This window comes from Bradyrhizobium huanghuaihaiense, from assembly GCF_025200885.1.
Lineage (GTDB): Bacteria > Pseudomonadota > Alphaproteobacteria > Rhizobiales > Xanthobacteraceae > Bradyrhizobium > Bradyrhizobium huanghuaihaiense.
The window spans coordinates 3,104,226-3,118,649 of record NZ_CP104172.1 but is presented as its reverse complement, the minus strand read 5'-3'; the positions used below and the strand labels follow the sequence as shown (position 1 = coordinate 3,118,649).

The window sequence follows — 14,424 nt, the reverse complement described above, 5'->3', positions numbered from 1 at the left end:
GATGACCCGTCGCGCTAACATCGCCTGTGTCGGGGCCGGCCGCATGGGGCGCGGCATCGCCGTCGCATTCGCCTATGCCGGGCATACGGTGACGATGATCGACGTCAAGGCCCGTTCAGCGGAAGATTTCGCCAAGCTGGAGGCAGACGCAATCGGGGAAGTCAGGAAGACTTTTTCCAGCCTGTCAAAGTTGGGGTTGCTCACCGAGGCAGATGTCGATCCCCTCATCGCTCGTGTGTCGGTGGTGCCGGCCAGCCAAAGCGGCGCAGCGCTGTCCGAGGCCGGAATGGTCTTCGAAGGTGTTCCAGAAGTCGTTGAGCTCAAGCGAGAGGTCCTGGGATCAGCCTCGAGGCAGGTCGGTCCGGACACGATAATCGCTTCGACGACATCTACGATTCTCGTCGACGATCTCTCCGGCGCGATCATTAACCCTCGTCGTTTTCTCAACGTGCACTGGCTCAATCCGGCCTATCTGATCCCGCTGGTCGAGGTTTCGCCCGGTAAAGCCACCGATCCCGCCATCGTCGACGAGGTCAAGGCACTGCTTGAAGGCATTGGGAAGGTACCGGTGGTCTGCGCGGCGACGCCCGGATTCATCGTCCCGCGCATCCAGGCGCTGGCGATGAACGAGGCCGCGCGCATGGTCGAGGAAGGTGTCGCCAGCGCCGAAGAGATTGACAAGGCGATCCGCTACGGCTTCGGCTTCCGCTACGCCGTACTCGGGCTGCTCGAATTCATCGACTGGGGCGGCGGCGACATTTTGTACTACGCGAGCCGTTACCTCGAAGGCGCACTCGCCAGCGATCGCTATCGCGCGCCGGAAGTGATTTCAAAGAACATGCACGAGGGCCGGATCGGTCTCCGCACGGGCGCCGGCTTTCTCGATTATTCAGGCATGGACATCGATGCCTATCGGGTCAAGCGGCTGCAGGCCATGGTGGACCTGCTCCGGCATTTCGATCTGGCTCGCCCGCCCGTGCTCGACCGCAACTAGCCGAAGACATCCTGGAGCACGCCCTCCCGGACCACCACGACGCCATCGAGTTCAATGGTCGTTCCCATCATGGGCAGATCGAAATGCCCTGCCGTGTAGCGGCCGGCGAATTCGTTCGCGCCGGTGGAGAACAGGAAATTGCCGGAGACGGCACGGATCTCCGTGCCGTTGGTGTCGCGCTGGTCATACATCGACAGCGCCTCGTAACGCGCGGCCGGATTCATGCCGAAGCCGACATGCGACACGGCGTAGGCCTCGCGATCGCCCCAGGCGGCGAGATAGGCGCGCATCATCGCGGCATCCGTGCCCTCGCCTTCCAGTTCGACGACATAATCGTCCTTCAACGTCATCTTCACCGGCGAGGTCAGGTAACGTTTGAACGTGAGATTGATGTCGCCGGGCGCCATCACCAGCGTGCCGTTGATCGTCCCGCTCTTGGGGAAGCTGACCACGATGCCACCGGGCCAATGGGCCAGCGTGCCGGGCTTATCGGTCCAGCCCCACACACCGACTGTTGAAGCCCCGACCATATCGACGTCGAGCGCCGTGCCAGCCTTCGAGGTCACCCGCATGCGCTTGGTTCCGCGCAGCATCTTCGCCGCGGCGCGCACGCGCTTTTCGAGCGCGGGGTCCGGCACCATCCGTTCGAGCGCCTCCGGGTGCTCGTTGGAGATCACAAGGATTCGCGCCCCGGCTTTGAGGATTTCAGGCGTCTCCACCGCGTGCATCAGGCCTTCGATGGTACAATCCACGACAAAGCCGGCCTGTTGAAGTGCGGTAATGACCGGACCAAGCTTCTGGATCGCCTCGCTCGCCCCAGTCGAGCGGACCGGAACGATGTTTCGGTTGCGCGGCGTCGGCATCACCACATGGAACGGCCGTGCGCCCATCCGCAGCAGCGCGAGCTCGGCTAGATGAACATTCAACGCGCGCGACTGGGTTTCCGAGAGGATTGCCGCGGTATCGCCCGCCTTGACGGCGCATCGCTCAAAAATCTCGCAAAATGCGTCGATCCATTTTGCCTCGATGCGATCGGCCAGCATGCTTCACTCCCGGTATCGTGGTTTCTTGTTCAGTCAGATCACGCTTCGGGAAAGCCCCGCAAGAGATACGATCGCAAGGCGCCCAACAGCGCATTTAGAAGCAACCCCAGCAGCGAAATCGTGATCAGCGGCACGAACATATCGACGGCCTGGAACGTCCGGGCCGCCGTGACGAGGGCATGGCCCAGCCCGTCCGTCGACGTGATCATCTCAGCCAGAAACACCACGATGCAGGAAATGACAAGGCCGATCCGGCAGCCGGTCAGGATCGACGGCATCGCCGCGGGCAATACCACCTTGAACAGGATTTCGTAGCGCGGCGTCCCCGCCGCCATAGCCGACCAGATCAGCTTCTGCTCGACAGTCGATGCGCCATAGTAGGTCGACAAAAGAATGGGGAAAAGTGCGTCCGCAGTCACCAACGTGACCTTCGATCCGTGGCCGAATCCGAGCAGCAAGAGCAGTGCAGGATAGAGCGCGACCTTGGGCAACGGCGCCAGTACCCGCACGATCGGCCGAACCACGGCGTTGATTGCCGGACTGGCGGCAGCGGCGATGCCGATACTGACGCCGAGCACAACCGCGATCGCAAACCCGGCAAACAGCCGGATCAGGGTCGCCGCGATCTCCTGCTGAAACGTCCACGTCACGAGCTGTTGGAGCAACCGGCTGAAGACATAACCCGGCGGCGGCAGCAAGACTGCGGGCGCGAAGCCGAACGACACCAGACCTTGCCAGACCGCGATCACCAGAGCGATCGGCGCGAGCCCGAGGAGGAGATTTGCCGAGATGAGGCGCGATGTCATGAGAAACTCAGCGGCATATCGAACTGAGGCTCGGACCAGCGTACCAGCCTGGCGCGGATCCGCTCGAAGATCGCATCGAGGCAGATGCCCATTGCTCCCACGATGATGATCATCGCGAAGACGGTGTCGTATTGCCCCATGTCGAGCGCATTGAACAGGATGTTGCCCGCACCCGACTGACGGGCGATCATCTCGCTGGTGATCATCGTGATCAGCGCCAGCACCAATCCCGTGCGGCATCCGGTCAGGATCTCCGGCAGTGCGGCAGGCAGCACGATCCGGACCAAGCGCTGCAGGGATGAGAGACCCATCGCCGCGCCTGACCACAGCATCTTCTCTTCCACCGCCTTGGCACCCTCGAAGCTGTGATAGATCACAGGCAGGCTGACGCCGAGGAAGATCACCAGCGTCTTTGTGACGTCGCCGACGCCCAGCCACAGCATGATGATGGGCATCAAGGCTGCTTTCGGGACCGGATAGATCCCCATCAGGAGCGGATTGAAAAAGGCTGCGACGGCTCGGCTGCGCCCCATCAACAAGCCAAGTGGAATCGAAAAGAGCACGGCGGCACCGAACCCCATCGCCATGCGACGAAGCGAGGCCAGAATGTTGATCAGCGATTCCTTGTCTCCAAGGATGTCGGGGATCGCGCGGATCGCCTCGATCGCCGTTGGAAAGCTGTCGTTCTTCAGCACCAGCGCAGCGGCCTGCCATATTGCCAATAGCCCGATGCAGGCAAGCACCGGGGCGGCACGCTTGAGCACGGCGGCCGGCGACATCATGAGGGTCCCCCGGCTCCGTCGCTCTCATCGAACATGCGCTCGATGTCCACGACGTATTTCTGGTAGCGCGGGTCGAGCAGCAGCTCGTTACGGCGTCGCGGTCGCGGCAAATCGATGTCGATGATCTGCCGGATGCGACCGGGAGACTTCGACATCATCACCACCTTGTCGGATAGGAAGACGGCTTCGTCGACCGAATGGGTGACAAACAACACCGTCTTGCGATCACGCTCCCAGATGTTCAGGAGATCGTTCTGCAGACGCGTCCGGGTGTGAGCGTCGAGGGCGCCGAACGGCTCGTCCATCAACAGGACTTCGGGATGGTAGGCGAGTGTCCGGGCGAGCGCGACGCGCTGCTTCATGCCGCCCGACAGCTCCTTGGGATAGAAGCTCTCGTAGCCCTTGAGGCCGACCATCTCGATCAGCGAGCGACTCTGCGCTTCGGCCTCGCTCGCCCGCACACCCTGCTGGCGCGGCCCGTACATCACATTGCCCAACACCGTCTTCCAGGGAAACAGCGCAAACTCCTGGAAGACCGGTCCGCGATCCGGACCGGGTCCTGTGATCGCCTGTCCCTTGATCTTCGCCGCGCCACTGGTTGGGCTGACAAAGCCTCCGACGATGTAGAGCAGTGTCGACTTGCCGCAGCCGGACGGTCCGAGAATGGAAACGAAAGCTCCTTCGTCGATCGTCAGTGAGATGTCCGACAGCGCCAAATGGTCCTTGCGCGCCGAGGTCTGGAAAACCTGTGAGACGCTCTCGATCTCGATGATCGCAGAAGCCGGCTTTTGTGACGTCACCGGTCTCACCCATTCGCTCGATCTCGAAGGCACGACATTCATCCCGCTCTCACCTCACGCGTGCAACATCGCACAACCAGTTTGCTGAATGTCCTCCATCAGCGGCCCGAGCTTAGCAAGAAACTTGCCAGACTGCGGCCATTTTCGTCGCCCACGCTCCCGTCATTCGAACCAGGGCCATTCTGCCGGGCCTTCATGCGTAACCGCCCCGCCTGGCGCCTGCCCGACCAGCCGCGCATATTTTGCGAGAGCACCCGCACGGTGACGCGGCGGACGTTGCTTCCAATCACGTCGGCGTGCCGAGAGTACCTGCTCGTCGACCAACAGATCCATCCGCCGGTTTGCAGCGTCAATCCGGATCTTGTCGCCGTCCCGAACGAGCGCCAGCGGACCGCCCACGAACGCTTCGGGGGAGACATAGCCGATGCACATGCCGCGGGTGGCACCGGAGAACCGGCCATCGGTGATCAGGGCCACCTTCTCGCCCATGCCTTGGCCGTAGATCAACGCAGTGACCCCGAGCATCTCGCGCATGCCGGGGCCACCGACAGGCCCTTCATTGCGGATAACGAGAACCTCGCCCGCCCTGTAGCTGCGGTCACGAACCGCTTTGACACAGGCTTCCTCGTCTTCGAATACGCGCGCAACGCCCTCGAAGAACTGGCTCTTCAGCCCTGCGACCTTGATGACCGCACCGTCCGGGCAGAGATTACCCTTCAGCACCGCCACACCGCCATCCGGCATGATCGGGGTGCGCGAGGCGTAAACGACTTCTCCATCAGGCGCATTGGCAGCGGCATATTCCTCCGCGAGCGTTCGGCCTGTGATGGTCAGACAGCTACCATCGACATGGCCACTCTGGATCAGCTCGCGGATCACCACGGCAGCACCGCCGATATCGTAGACATCCTTTGCCGTGTATTTGCCGCCTGGCCGCAGATTTCCGATCAACGGTGTCCTGGCAAAAACCTCGCCGACATCATCGATCGTGAATGCGATGCCGGCCTCGTTGGCGATGGCTGGCAAATGTAACGCAGCGTTGGTCGAGCCGCCCGTCGCTGCAACGATCGCGGCGCCGTTCTCAAGGGATTTCCGCGTCACGATGTCGCGCGGGAGCGGTCCGCCGCGCTCCAGCATCTCCATGATTAGGCGTCCGGCGCGGCGCGAGATCTGCGCACGCTCGGCGTAGATACCGGGCACCATCGACACGTTGGGGATGGTCAGGCCCATTGCCTCCGACACCATCCCCATGGTGTTCGCCGTGAATTGGCCCGCGCACGCACCGATAGTCGGTAGGCAAGCACGCTCGATCCGCTCTAGCGTGGCCGCGTCGATCTCACCGGTCATGAAACTGCCGACGGCCTCGTAGGAGTCGAGCACCGTGAGGGTCCGCCCATCGACGCGCCCCGGCAGCGAGCTGCCACCATAGATGAAGATGGACGGCACATTGCAGCGAACCATGCCCATTATCACGCCGGGAAGCGTCTTGTCGCATCCGCCGTATCCGATCAACGCATCGTAGGCGAGGCCATGGACGACCGCTTCGATCGAGTCGGCAATCAGCTCGCGCGAAAACAGGGAAAACTTCATTCCCTCATGATTCATGCTGATGCCATCGGAGACCGACACGGTCGAGAATTCGCGCGGCGTCCCGCCGGCCTCCTCGATTCCCGTCTTTGCTCCGGCCACCTGGAAATCGTGAGTCATGTTGCAGGGCGTCTGCTCGCCCTTCATGCTGACGACGCCGACCATCGGCCTGGCAATCGCGGTGTCGTCGAGGCCCATCGCGCGCATGAAAGCGCGGTGCGGCGCCCGGTCGAGCCCGTCCGTCGTCACCCGTGATCGCAACTTCTTCATGCGTGCATCTTCTTCATGCAATGTCCAGGGCGACCGGGACGTTGCGATCTCACTCTCCAGATAGTTCGTTCGACCACCTATTGCAGCGGTGCAACGATCGTCGGATGCTTGAACTGAGCGACGTCGAGCTTCGGCAGCATTCCCGTCTCTGCGTAGATGTCGAGCATCTTTTGAATGGCGGGGAAGTTCGGCGCAGCTCCCGGGTCACGGCCGAAGTCGTTCTCCTTGAGCAGGTACGTCTCAAGAACCGGAACGGGAGCCTTCAGTACCTCGGACACGACCTTCAAGGTCTCTTCGCGGTTCGCCAGAGCCTTCTTCATGCCCGACGTGATGTCACGGACATAGGCTTTGACCAGTTCCGGGTTCTTGTCGACGAAATCGGCACGGCAGGCTTCCAAGATGTGCACGATGTTCGGCATGGCCTGCGACAGCGAGAACAGTTTCCTTGTCCCGCCCTTCGCTTCTGCGCGCGCGGCAAACGGCTGGTTCATGTTGACCGCGTCGACACGGCCCTGACGCAGCGCATCTTCAGAGACAGCAAAGCCGACCTCGACCAGCTTGATATCCTTGGCCGGATCGATGCCATTCTGCTTCAGCAGCAGGTTGAACGGCCCCTGCGTGCCGCCGCCGATCACGGAAATGCCGACAGTCTTGCCCTTGAGGTCGGCGATGGTCTTGATCGGCGAGTCATCCATCACCGCCCAATAGACCGAAAAGCCGCCGGGCTTCTCGAAGACATGCTGCGCCACGATGTAGGCCTTGAGATTGCCGCCCACCACGCCGTTGGAAAGCGACAGCGGTGCCTGCGTCGCGCAATCCAGAGCGCCCGCCGCCAATGCCTGCGTCATTGGCGCGGTGCCCTGAAACTGGGTCCATTCGATGTTGTAGGTCTTGCCAATATCGGGGAATTCAGCCGGGCGGCGCATCATCCAGTACTTGGACTCCTCGGCCGGGATCGTCCAACCGACGCGGATTGTCTGCTGCGCCCGTGAAGGAGCCGCGACCGCAATCGCGGCCGCTACCGCCCCTGTTGCCAGCATCAACCTCGAAACCGTTCGCATCGCGCCCACTCCGTTGCTCCGGCGCCGACCGGCGCCACCCAACCCGACCGACCCAAATGTTTCATGGTTCAAACAATCAGGCAAGCCATGCAAGCCGGCCCGGTTTCGTCCGAGAGCGCGCAATGTATGGTATGGCGGCGGTCGTGCGCCATTGCGCTGCGACAGGAGGAAGCAACCTATGGCTGATACGAGCAGGACAAACCCGCAGGGCGCCGAGCGGCTTGGCTATGTCGGCCTCGGGTTGATGGGAACGCCCATGACCCGCCGCCTGCTCAAGGCTGGCTATCAGGTCACAGTGTGGAACCGTTCGGAAAGTAAGGTCGCTCCGCTCGTCGAAGCTGGTGCACGGCGCGCAACTACCCCCCGCGACGTTATGACGAACGCGGATATCGTCTTTATGTGTGTGACGGACGCCGCGGCGGTTGAAGAGGTGATATTCGGAGCTGAAGGCCTTTCGGCCGCAGCCGGTGCGGGCAAGCTCGTCGTGGACTTCTCGTCGATCCATCCCGACGCTGCGCGCGACCTCGCGAGCCGATTGAAGGATACCAACGGCGCAGGCTGGATCGATGCACCCGTGTCCGCGGTACCAAGGGCGCCGAGGAGGGCACGCTTGCAATCATGGCAGGCGGAGACATTGCCGACGTCGAGAGGGTGCGCTCTTACGTCCTCGCCATGGCACGGAGGTTCACCCATATGGGACCCAACGGCGCGGGTCAGACGACAAAGCTGTGCAATCAGGTGATCGTCGGATGCGCGATGGCCGTCCTCGCTGAAGCAACCCGCCTTGCCGTGAACGCAGGAATTGATGCCAATCGGTTGCCCGAAGCGCTCGCCGGTGGCTTTGCGGATTCCATTCCGCTTCAGCTTTTCGTGCCACGGATGGTCCAGGGCATTCACTCCCCGCCGCTCGGTCACATCGCCACGATGCTCAAGGACCTCGATACGGTCGCCGCGCTCGCGCAGACGACGTCAACGCCGGTGCCGATGGCGACGCTTGCCGGACAACTTTTCAGGCTGGCCAAGGCCGCGCGCGGCGCGGATGCGGACGCGCTGGAGATCTATAAGCTCTCAGCTACAGAACATTGAGCTTCCGAATACGACCAGAGGTCCCTTACGGCGACTTCTTGCGCTCATCATCGGCCAGGAACCGGCCATATGCCCCCCGCGCAAACAGCAGAGGTTCCCTGGCATTGTAGACATAGGCCTCGACTGCTCCGAGAAAGATCACGTGATCGCCGCCATAATAGCGGTTGACGGAACGGCATTGAAAACTGGCAACGCTCTCGGCGAGCACCGGAGCGTTGCCGAGGCCCGGCGCCCAATCGACACCGGCGAACTTGTCTTCGGACGATTTTGCAAACTTGTTCGCAAGCGCCTGTTGCGACGTGCCGAGGACATGGACGACGAAGTGGCTGGCGTTCTGGAACACCGGCAGGCTTGAGGAATAGACCCCGAGGCTCCAGAGGACCAGAGGCGGATTCAAGGAGACCGATGCAAATGAATTGCAGGTGATGCCATACGGCTTTCCATCCGCCGCCGTGGCGGTGATGATCGTTACGCCCGTTCCGTATGTGCCCAGCGCATTTCGAAAATCGCGGGGATCGATCGGCGAGCTGTCGCTCGCAAGTTCGTTGGCTGGATCGGGAACGGCCGGCTGCTTCGGCAGATCATTCATCGGCCGGCCTCACAGCGTGAGATTCTCGGACGGCAGGCCTAGCGCCACGCGTCCATAGTTGGTTCCAGCCGCATCAAAATTGAAGGCGAGATGTGAGTTGATCGCGTGTGCATCGCGGAATTGCCGCTGCAACACCCCCGTCGTGAACAAGCCGCGCGCTCCGCTCGCCGCAAACAGCATCGAGACCGCATCTGTACACAAGTTCACCGAGAAGGCCCCGTCGCGCCGATATCGGGTCTTGGCTGACATATCTGGAATATGGCCACGCCTTGCGTTCTCCATGGCATCGATGCAAGCCGAACGCATGATCAGGCGCGCAGCGTCGATCTTGGCGGAAGCCTCCGCGATCTTGATCTGCGTGCTCTGAAAGTCGCTCAGCTTGGCACGGTTGTAGGTGGAAATGCGATGACGCGCGACCTCGGTATAGTCGTTCAGGCACGCCTGGGCATTTCCCAACGCAACACCGGACAAGACGTAAGGAAATAGCGAGAACACGGGTAACTTATACAGCGGATTGGAATTAACTCTGCTTCCCGGCGGCCGGCCACCGGTTAGCTCGCCAACCGCGACGGTCATATCGTCGGCTACGAAGGCGTCCCGGACCTCCACGTCGCAAGAGCCCGTGCCTCGCAGCCCGGCGACATTCCAGGTGTCGAGGACTCTATAGTCGCCCTTCGGAAGCAGGAATATCCGGTACTCGATGCCATCTGCCTCGTCTTCAGAGGAGACCACGCTTGCAAGCATGTTCCATTCGCACGACGCGACGCCGGAAGAAAATGGCCAACTTCCATGCAACCGGTATCCGCCCTTGACCCTCGTGGCGCGGCCGGCTGGAAAGATGAACGAGGAGGCAATCAGCGTATCCGGATCACGGCCCCAGACCAGATCTTGCGCCCTCTGCTCGAACATGCCGAGCATCCAGTGATGGCTCGCCAGATTGGCGAGATTCCAGGCCACCGACGCATCCGCCTGCCCAAGCAGATCGGCGCAATCAATCAAGGCGACATAGTCGAGCTCGGCACCGCCAATGCGCCTGGGCTGGAGCATCCGGAACAGACCGGCGTCGTGCAGATCCCGTTCGGTCTCGGGCGGAAGGTACCGGAGCTCTTCGGTTCGGGCAGCTCTCTCTCGCAGTCGTGGCAGGAGCGCCCGAGCGTTCGCGATCATTGCGGCGTAAGCGCGCTCGCCGGATCCCGGCCCCTCAGGCTGGCCCACGCTCGGCTCTTGACCAGGCGCCATTCCGCATCCCTCACTTTCCCACATTTATGCGGCGGGATTATCGCCAAATCAAGCCGATCGCTCCGAACCCGGCTGTCGGAAAGGAGGCGATATCGCGGACCGGCATCGTGAAGCAACGATCTGGAAGCCGCGCGACGCCAGCCCACGAGGTCAACCGCTCGGGGCTCAAACCGAAGGTTTATTTAATCCGAAGACTCCCCTCTGGACGAATTCCGCAATCCGGCGCTGGTCGTAACCAAGCGTGTCACGCAAGACGTCCAGGGTATGCTCGCCCAACAGAGGTGCGGCCACGGGATCGATCGCGGCGGTTAGACTCATGGTAATCGGCGTCTCGATGTTCGGGACCCAGTCGGCGGTAGGATGCGGAATCCGGCTCAGGCGATGGCGGTCGCGGGCCTCGGGTGCGTTAAAGCCCTCTTCGACGGTACGGAGATAGCCGACCGGGATATTGGCCAGCTTCATCTTCGCCATCCAGTTCTCGAGGGTATCGCTTGCAAAGACTTCCGCGATGGTTGCCCGCAAGAGTTCCTTGTTCTCGGAACGCGCTTTGCGCGTTGCGAATTGCGGATCGGTGATGAGATCTGACCGGTTCAGCACCTCGACGACCAGCCGGCGATAGAGACGGTCGTTGGCGCAAGCCATGTAGAGTGGCCCATCCGAAGCCTCGTAGACGCCGACGGTGGGAGATCCGCTCGGCGAATTTCCAAACCGCCCGGGATTTTGGCCGTTGATCAGATAGGCCATGCCATAAAAGCCCGTCATCGCCATTGCGATGTCGAACAAGGCGACTTCGACGTGCTGGCCGCGGCCCAGCCGATCCCGCGCCAGCAGAGCGAGAAGGATGGCGTTACAGGCTGTCATTCCCGTCGCGATATCCACGATGGGCGGGCCGGTGCGCACCGCGGGACCATCGGCAAATCCGTTGAGCGACATGAAGCCGCTTTCCGCCTGGGTGATGGGATCGAAGCCGGGGCGCGCGGCAAACGGCCCGGAGCGCCCATAGGCAGATATCGAGCAATAGACCAGCCGAGGGTTGAGCGGCGCGACCGTGTCGTAGTCAAGGCCGAATTTCTTCATGACCCCGCTCGAAAAATTTTCGACAACCACGTCGGCCCTGCGGATCAGATCCAGGGCGATCTCGCGGGCCTCAGGCACAGCGAGATCCAGTGCGATGCCGCGCTTGTTGCGGTTGAGGCTAAGATAAGCAGCAGTCTCGCCGCCGATTTCGGCATGCTCATATGCGCGTGTATCGTCACCGCCATCCGGGTTCTCGATCTTGATGACGCGTGCACCGAAATCAGCCAGTGTCTGCGTGCAGGCCGGACCAGCAACCACGCGTGTAAAATCGACGACCAGCAGACCATCGAGCGCTGCAGGACCGTCCGTGACCCGCGACGAACGTTCCGGCAATTGAGGCTTGGTGGACATCGGTGGCGCTCCCTTAACATCGGCTTATGGTCGCCGAATTTCCTGCAAGAGCAAACTTAAAGCGCGGCGCAACCAACTTCGCAAGTGCTTCAACCACATACCTGAAAACGCAAAAGGGGCCCGGCAGCCATCAAGCTGCCGGGCCCCTCGACACATTGGGCATACAAGGCTGCACCGCATTTCGTGCTCGCCGCTCTGCTCTACGTCGCGGGGCCACGTTCCGCATCACGGGAAACCCCGCGCGCCACTCAGCGCAGCCGCTTTTTCCAGTACAGCGTATGCGACCAGGCCCAGGGCACCTCGGGCTCGTACAGCAGATAGCCAGCCCTGATGAAGTTATTGGCAGAGACGGAGTTGCTCGTCGTATCGGAAACGATACTATCCCATCCGACGCGCCGGCCCCTTGCCTCGATGGCCCGCATCAGCCTGAGTTGAAGACCACGTCCCCAATGCCGCCGTATGACCCCGACCCGGCAGAAGTACCCGCTGTTTCGTGCATGTGTCGACGACACGACGCCGGCGAAGGCGACCGGGTCATCATCGTGATAGGCGAGCCACCAGGTGCCCAACTCGAACCGAGGCACGGCCGCACCATCGAAGAATGTGAGCCGGTGCAGATCGCTGAGGGTCTCGATGATCTCTTCATCGTCCGCATCGACGACGCCAATTCTGTACATGGAGCGGCTCATTGACGGAAACAATTTCGGGTCGAGCGACTGCAACGCGGTCGTCGCGCGGCTCATTTGCCCAACATAACTTTGACACCGAGCCAGACAGCGCCCATCAGGCCGGTAGCAATAACCATGATCACCGCCTTGAATGTATAGCTCTGCGCCTGCTCCACGCTCTTCCGCCAGCGCCGCAGATGCTGGAAGTCTGCCCTGACTTCCTTCCGATCATCATCTTCAATTCCAAATGAGGCCATGACCGACGCCACCGCCTTCAATACGATCGCGTCGATGCTGTCCTGCTGAAGCCTGTGCTGCTCGGCCAGCGTTTCCGCAACAATTGCCCTGATCTCGTCCTCTGGCATTTTCACCGCTTGATGATCCTTGCGACATTCTCGAAACCGCGCTTGGCGAAGTAGAAGGAGACCACGAGATTGGCGGTGATCGCCGCAAATCCCGCCAGCGCGTCAGTCGAACCGAAGCCAAGGACCTTGTCCCAGACCAGGAGCTTTGCGAAATAAAGCGCCACGCAATAGCCCATCAGCTTGTCGGGCTCGTACCTGCGCACCAGCCGCGCCGCCGAATTGGCGTTGCCGCCGCCGGCTGTCGCGGACAAATGCTCTTCCACCGTATCGCGCGCCAGCGTCTCGATCTCGGTCGTGCCGGTATGCGGCAGCAAGGCCCTGATCTGGCCGGCATCAAAGCCCTCCGCGATCAGCTGCGCCTCGGTCTTGGTCACGACCTCGTGGAAGCAATAATTGCAGTCGCGGATGCTGCGCGCACCGCGCTCGATGCCGAATTCTTCCGGCGGCACCCCCATCACCCGCGCCTGCGCAAGCTTGCGCGTGGTGACGATGGTCACGTCATGCGTGACAAGAGAACCCATCGGCACTGATGGTGCCGGGGCTAGCAAGGGAACGGGCATGTTTCGATTGAACTCTCAGGTTTTGCCGCACGCAGATAGGCGGCAGAAGGGCAGCAGCGGCTAATAGCCGTGATTGCGCATGTATTCCTGGATCATGCCGAGCAGTCCGCCGGCCGGCGGCCAATCGAGATCGGATGGAACGTGCCGTGTGATCGAAGGGACCTCGCCTGGGAGGTCGGCAGAAGCGCGTTGCGCGGGCGGAGATGGGTCTCTCTGCGGTGAAGACGAGGCCCATTGATCCAACGCGCGATTGCGATCGGGCGCAAGCAACGCCTCGAGTGGAAATCGTGTCGGAGGAAACGCAGGCGAACTGAACTGATCGGACGCGAACTGCAACGGCGGCAGCGTCGGATTGCCCGCCGGCACGGGCATCGTAGGGGCTTGCGAGCGCGGGCGAGGAGGCGTCAATGGTGCTGGACCATTAGGCCCACCAAGCGACGTCGGACCTTTCGCGCCGGAGACTGCAGTGCTGGGCAAGTCCTGCGGCGGCGTGACCAGGGAACGTGGAGCGCGAGCCGGCGGTGCAATTGTGCGGCCGCCTGGTGCTCCAACAGAACCGAACGGTCGTTTCGCCGAATCGAGAGGGCTCTGCTGATCGACACCGCCTGGCTGCTCACCTGAGTCCGGTGCATCCCCAGAAGGGTCCGCACCGATGTTGAACTGACGCTGGATATCCTGAATATCCTTCGGGTCTAGCAACATACTCCTGGCGCCCGGGACCACGGAGGCGCCACCGCGCATCGACGATTCGTTCAAGCCCATCGCAGCGATCAACGTGCTCGCAAACGAGTTGCTGTTTTGCCCGAGCCCCATCCATGGATAATGGATGTTCCGCGCATTTATCTTGTCGAGGACGGCCCTGCCGGCATTCCACCTCTTCATGATCTCGGCCTGATCGCCGGAGGCCAACTCGGTCTGAGCGAAGTTGGGCTTGTAAAAGCGCTGGTCGTGATACCCCTTCAATTCATCCGACGGCAAATGCCCGATCGGCTTGGGAAGTCCGTCTGCCCCCGTCGCCAGACCGTGCAGCTCCCCCATGACATTCCCATCCGGGTCGATCAGCGCAAGAAAATTGTGACCGGCAAGTCCACCGATAAGGGGAAGTTGGGCCTTGACGATACGATATTGGCCTTCCGCCATAATCCA

At 61.7% G+C, this 14,424-nt stretch carries 15 protein-coding genes and 1 pseudogene; 3 read left to right on the top strand and 13 right to left on the bottom strand.

Annotation, left to right across the window (positions count from 1 at the left end):
* Position 1 precedes the first annotated feature (1 nt).
* Complete coding sequence (locus N2603_RS14760) at positions 2–994, top strand: 3-hydroxybutyryl-CoA dehydrogenase (RefSeq protein WP_260389374.1); 993 nt, start codon at positions 2–4, stop codon at positions 992–994.
* Here N2603_RS14760 and N2603_RS14755 read toward each other — a convergent pair.
* The 6 genes from N2603_RS14755 to N2603_RS14730 all read right to left on the bottom strand — a co-directional run bounded on the left by N2603_RS14755 (position 991) and on the right by N2603_RS14730 (position 7,343).
* Complete coding sequence (locus N2603_RS14755) at positions 991–2,037, bottom strand: 2,5-dihydroxypyridine 5,6-dioxygenase NicX family protein (protein ID WP_260389373.1); 1,047 nt, start codon at positions 2,035–2,037, stop codon at positions 991–993. The two genes, N2603_RS14760 and N2603_RS14755, sit on opposite strands and share 4 nt — an antisense overlap.
* 38 nt (positions 2,038–2,075) lie before the next feature.
* A complete protein-coding gene (locus N2603_RS14750; protein ID WP_260389372.1) occupies positions 2,076–2,843 on the bottom strand; it encodes an ABC transporter permease in 768 nt (255 codons plus the stop codon).
* Complete coding sequence (locus N2603_RS14745) at positions 2,840–3,625, bottom strand: ABC transporter permease (protein WP_260389371.1); 786 nt, start codon at positions 3,623–3,625, stop codon at positions 2,840–2,842. Before N2603_RS14745 ends, N2603_RS14750 begins: the two co-directional genes overlap by 4 nt.
* On the bottom strand, positions 3,622–4,467 hold the full coding sequence (locus N2603_RS14740) for an ABC transporter ATP-binding protein (RefSeq protein WP_260389370.1): 846 nt from the start codon (positions 4,465–4,467) through the stop codon (positions 3,622–3,624). The genes N2603_RS14745 and N2603_RS14740 overlap by 4 nt, the downstream gene beginning before the upstream one ends.
* 120 nt (positions 4,468–4,587) lie before the next feature.
* Entirely contained in the window at positions 4,588–6,282 is a 1,695-nt protein-coding gene (gene ilvD / locus N2603_RS14735; RefSeq protein ID WP_260389369.1) for a dihydroxy-acid dehydratase, read from the bottom strand.
* 77 nt (positions 6,283–6,359) lie between these two features.
* Positions 6,360–7,343: an ABC transporter substrate-binding protein gene (locus tag N2603_RS14730; protein ID WP_260424201.1), complete on the bottom strand. Its 984-nt coding sequence runs from the start codon at positions 7,341–7,343 to the stop codon at positions 6,360–6,362.
* Positions 7,344–7,521: 178 nt separating this feature from the next.
* On the opposite strand from N2603_RS14730, the pseudogene N2603_RS14725 reads away from it, so the two are divergent.
* Together N2603_RS14725 and N2603_RS14720 are read left to right on the top strand one after the other, a co-directional pair.
* A pseudogene (locus tag N2603_RS14725) lies at positions 7,522–7,982 on the top strand (NAD(P)-dependent oxidoreductase); the annotation flags it as partial.
* Positions 7,962–8,429, top strand: coding sequence for an NAD(P)-dependent oxidoreductase (locus N2603_RS14720; RefSeq protein ID WP_311741555.1), 468 nt, complete (start codon positions 7,962–7,964; stop codon positions 8,427–8,429). The pseudogene N2603_RS14725 and the gene N2603_RS14720, both read left to right, overlap by 21 nt.
* 25 nt (positions 8,430–8,454) lie before the next feature.
* Here N2603_RS14720 and N2603_RS14715 read toward each other — a convergent pair whose 3' ends face one another.
* The 7 genes from N2603_RS14715 to N2603_RS14685 all read right to left on the bottom strand — a co-directional run bounded on the left by N2603_RS14715 (position 8,455) and on the right by N2603_RS14685 (position 14,418).
* Complete coding sequence (locus N2603_RS14715; RefSeq protein ID WP_260389368.1) at positions 8,455–9,018, bottom strand: flavin reductase family protein; 564 nt, start codon at positions 9,016–9,018, stop codon at positions 8,455–8,457.
* Positions 9,019–9,027: 9 nt separating this feature from the next.
* Positions 9,028–10,257 (bottom strand): acyl-CoA dehydrogenase family protein, encoded by a 1,230-nt coding sequence (locus N2603_RS14710; protein WP_260389367.1) that lies wholly within the window; start codon positions 10,255–10,257, stop codon positions 9,028–9,030.
* Positions 10,258–10,422: 165 nt separating this feature from the next.
* A complete protein-coding gene (locus N2603_RS14705) occupies positions 10,423–11,685 on the bottom strand; it encodes a CaiB/BaiF CoA transferase family protein (RefSeq protein WP_260389366.1) in 1,263 nt (420 codons plus the stop codon).
* A gap of 248 nt (positions 11,686–11,933) precedes the next feature.
* Positions 11,934–12,362: a GNAT family N-acetyltransferase gene (locus N2603_RS14700; protein ID WP_260424199.1), complete on the bottom strand. Its 429-nt coding sequence runs from the start codon at positions 12,360–12,362 to the stop codon at positions 11,934–11,936.
* A 62-nt stretch (positions 12,363–12,424) separates the two neighbouring features.
* The gene (locus tag N2603_RS14695) at positions 12,425–12,724 is read right to left on the bottom strand and encodes a hypothetical protein (protein ID WP_260389365.1); all 300 of its coding nucleotides are present in this window, start codon (positions 12,722–12,724) and stop codon (positions 12,425–12,427) included.
* Positions 12,721–13,239, bottom strand: a complete 519-nt coding sequence (locus N2603_RS14690) for a portal protein (protein WP_260389364.1) — start codon at positions 13,237–13,239, stop codon at positions 12,721–12,723. Before N2603_RS14690 ends, N2603_RS14695 begins: the two co-directional genes overlap by 4 nt.
* A 99-nt stretch (positions 13,240–13,338) precedes the next feature.
* Entirely contained in the window at positions 13,339–14,418 is a 1,080-nt protein-coding gene (locus tag N2603_RS14685; RefSeq protein ID WP_260389363.1) for a hypothetical protein, read from the bottom strand.
* Positions 14,419–14,424 lie beyond the last annotated feature (6 nt).

Excerpts from the sequence above, each read along its gene's own strand:
- N2603_RS14685 (WP_260389363.1), bottom strand. The coding sequence starts at position 14,418 with ATGGCGGAAGGCCAATATCGTATCGTCAAGGCCCAACTTCCCCTTATC.
- N2603_RS14690 (WP_260389364.1), bottom strand. The coding sequence starts at position 13,239 with ATGGGTTCTCTTGTCACGCATGACGTGACCATCGTCACCACGCGCAAG.
- N2603_RS14715 (WP_260389368.1), bottom strand. The coding sequence starts at position 9,018 with ATGAATGATCTGCCGAAGCAGCCGGCCGTTCCCGATCCAGCCAACGAA.
- N2603_RS14705 (WP_260389366.1), bottom strand. The coding sequence starts at position 11,685 with ATGTCCACCAAGCCTCAATTGCCGGAACGTTCGTCGCGGGTCACGGAC.
- N2603_RS14740 (WP_260389370.1), bottom strand. The coding sequence starts at position 4,467 with ATGAATGTCGTGCCTTCGAGATCGAGCGAATGGGTGAGACCGGTGACG.
- N2603_RS14755 (WP_260389373.1), bottom strand. The coding sequence starts at position 2,037 with ATGCTGGCCGATCGCATCGAGGCAAAATGGATCGACGCATTTTGCGAG.
- N2603_RS14710 (WP_260389367.1), bottom strand. The coding sequence starts at position 10,257 with ATGGCGCCTGGTCAAGAGCCGAGCGTGGGCCAGCCTGAGGGGCCGGGA.
- N2603_RS14730 (WP_260424201.1), bottom strand. The coding sequence starts at position 7,343 with ATGCGAACGGTTTCGAGGTTGATGCTGGCAACAGGGGCGGTAGCGGCC.
- N2603_RS14745 (WP_260389371.1), bottom strand. The coding sequence starts at position 3,625 with ATGATGTCGCCGGCCGCCGTGCTCAAGCGTGCCGCCCCGGTGCTTGCC.
- ilvD (WP_260389369.1), bottom strand. The coding sequence starts at position 6,282 with ATGAAGAAGTTGCGATCACGGGTGACGACGGACGGGCTCGACCGGGCG.
- N2603_RS14760 (WP_260389374.1), top strand. The coding sequence starts at position 2 with ATGACCCGTCGCGCTAACATCGCCTGTGTCGGGGCCGGCCGCATGGGG.
- N2603_RS14720 (WP_311741555.1), top strand. The coding sequence starts at position 7,962 with ATGGCAGGCGGAGACATTGCCGACGTCGAGAGGGTGCGCTCTTACGTC.
- N2603_RS14750 (WP_260389372.1), bottom strand. The coding sequence starts at position 2,843 with ATGACATCGCGCCTCATCTCGGCAAATCTCCTCCTCGGGCTCGCGCCG.
- N2603_RS14700 (WP_260424199.1), bottom strand. The coding sequence starts at position 12,362 with ATGTACAGAATTGGCGTCGTCGATGCGGACGATGAAGAGATCATCGAG.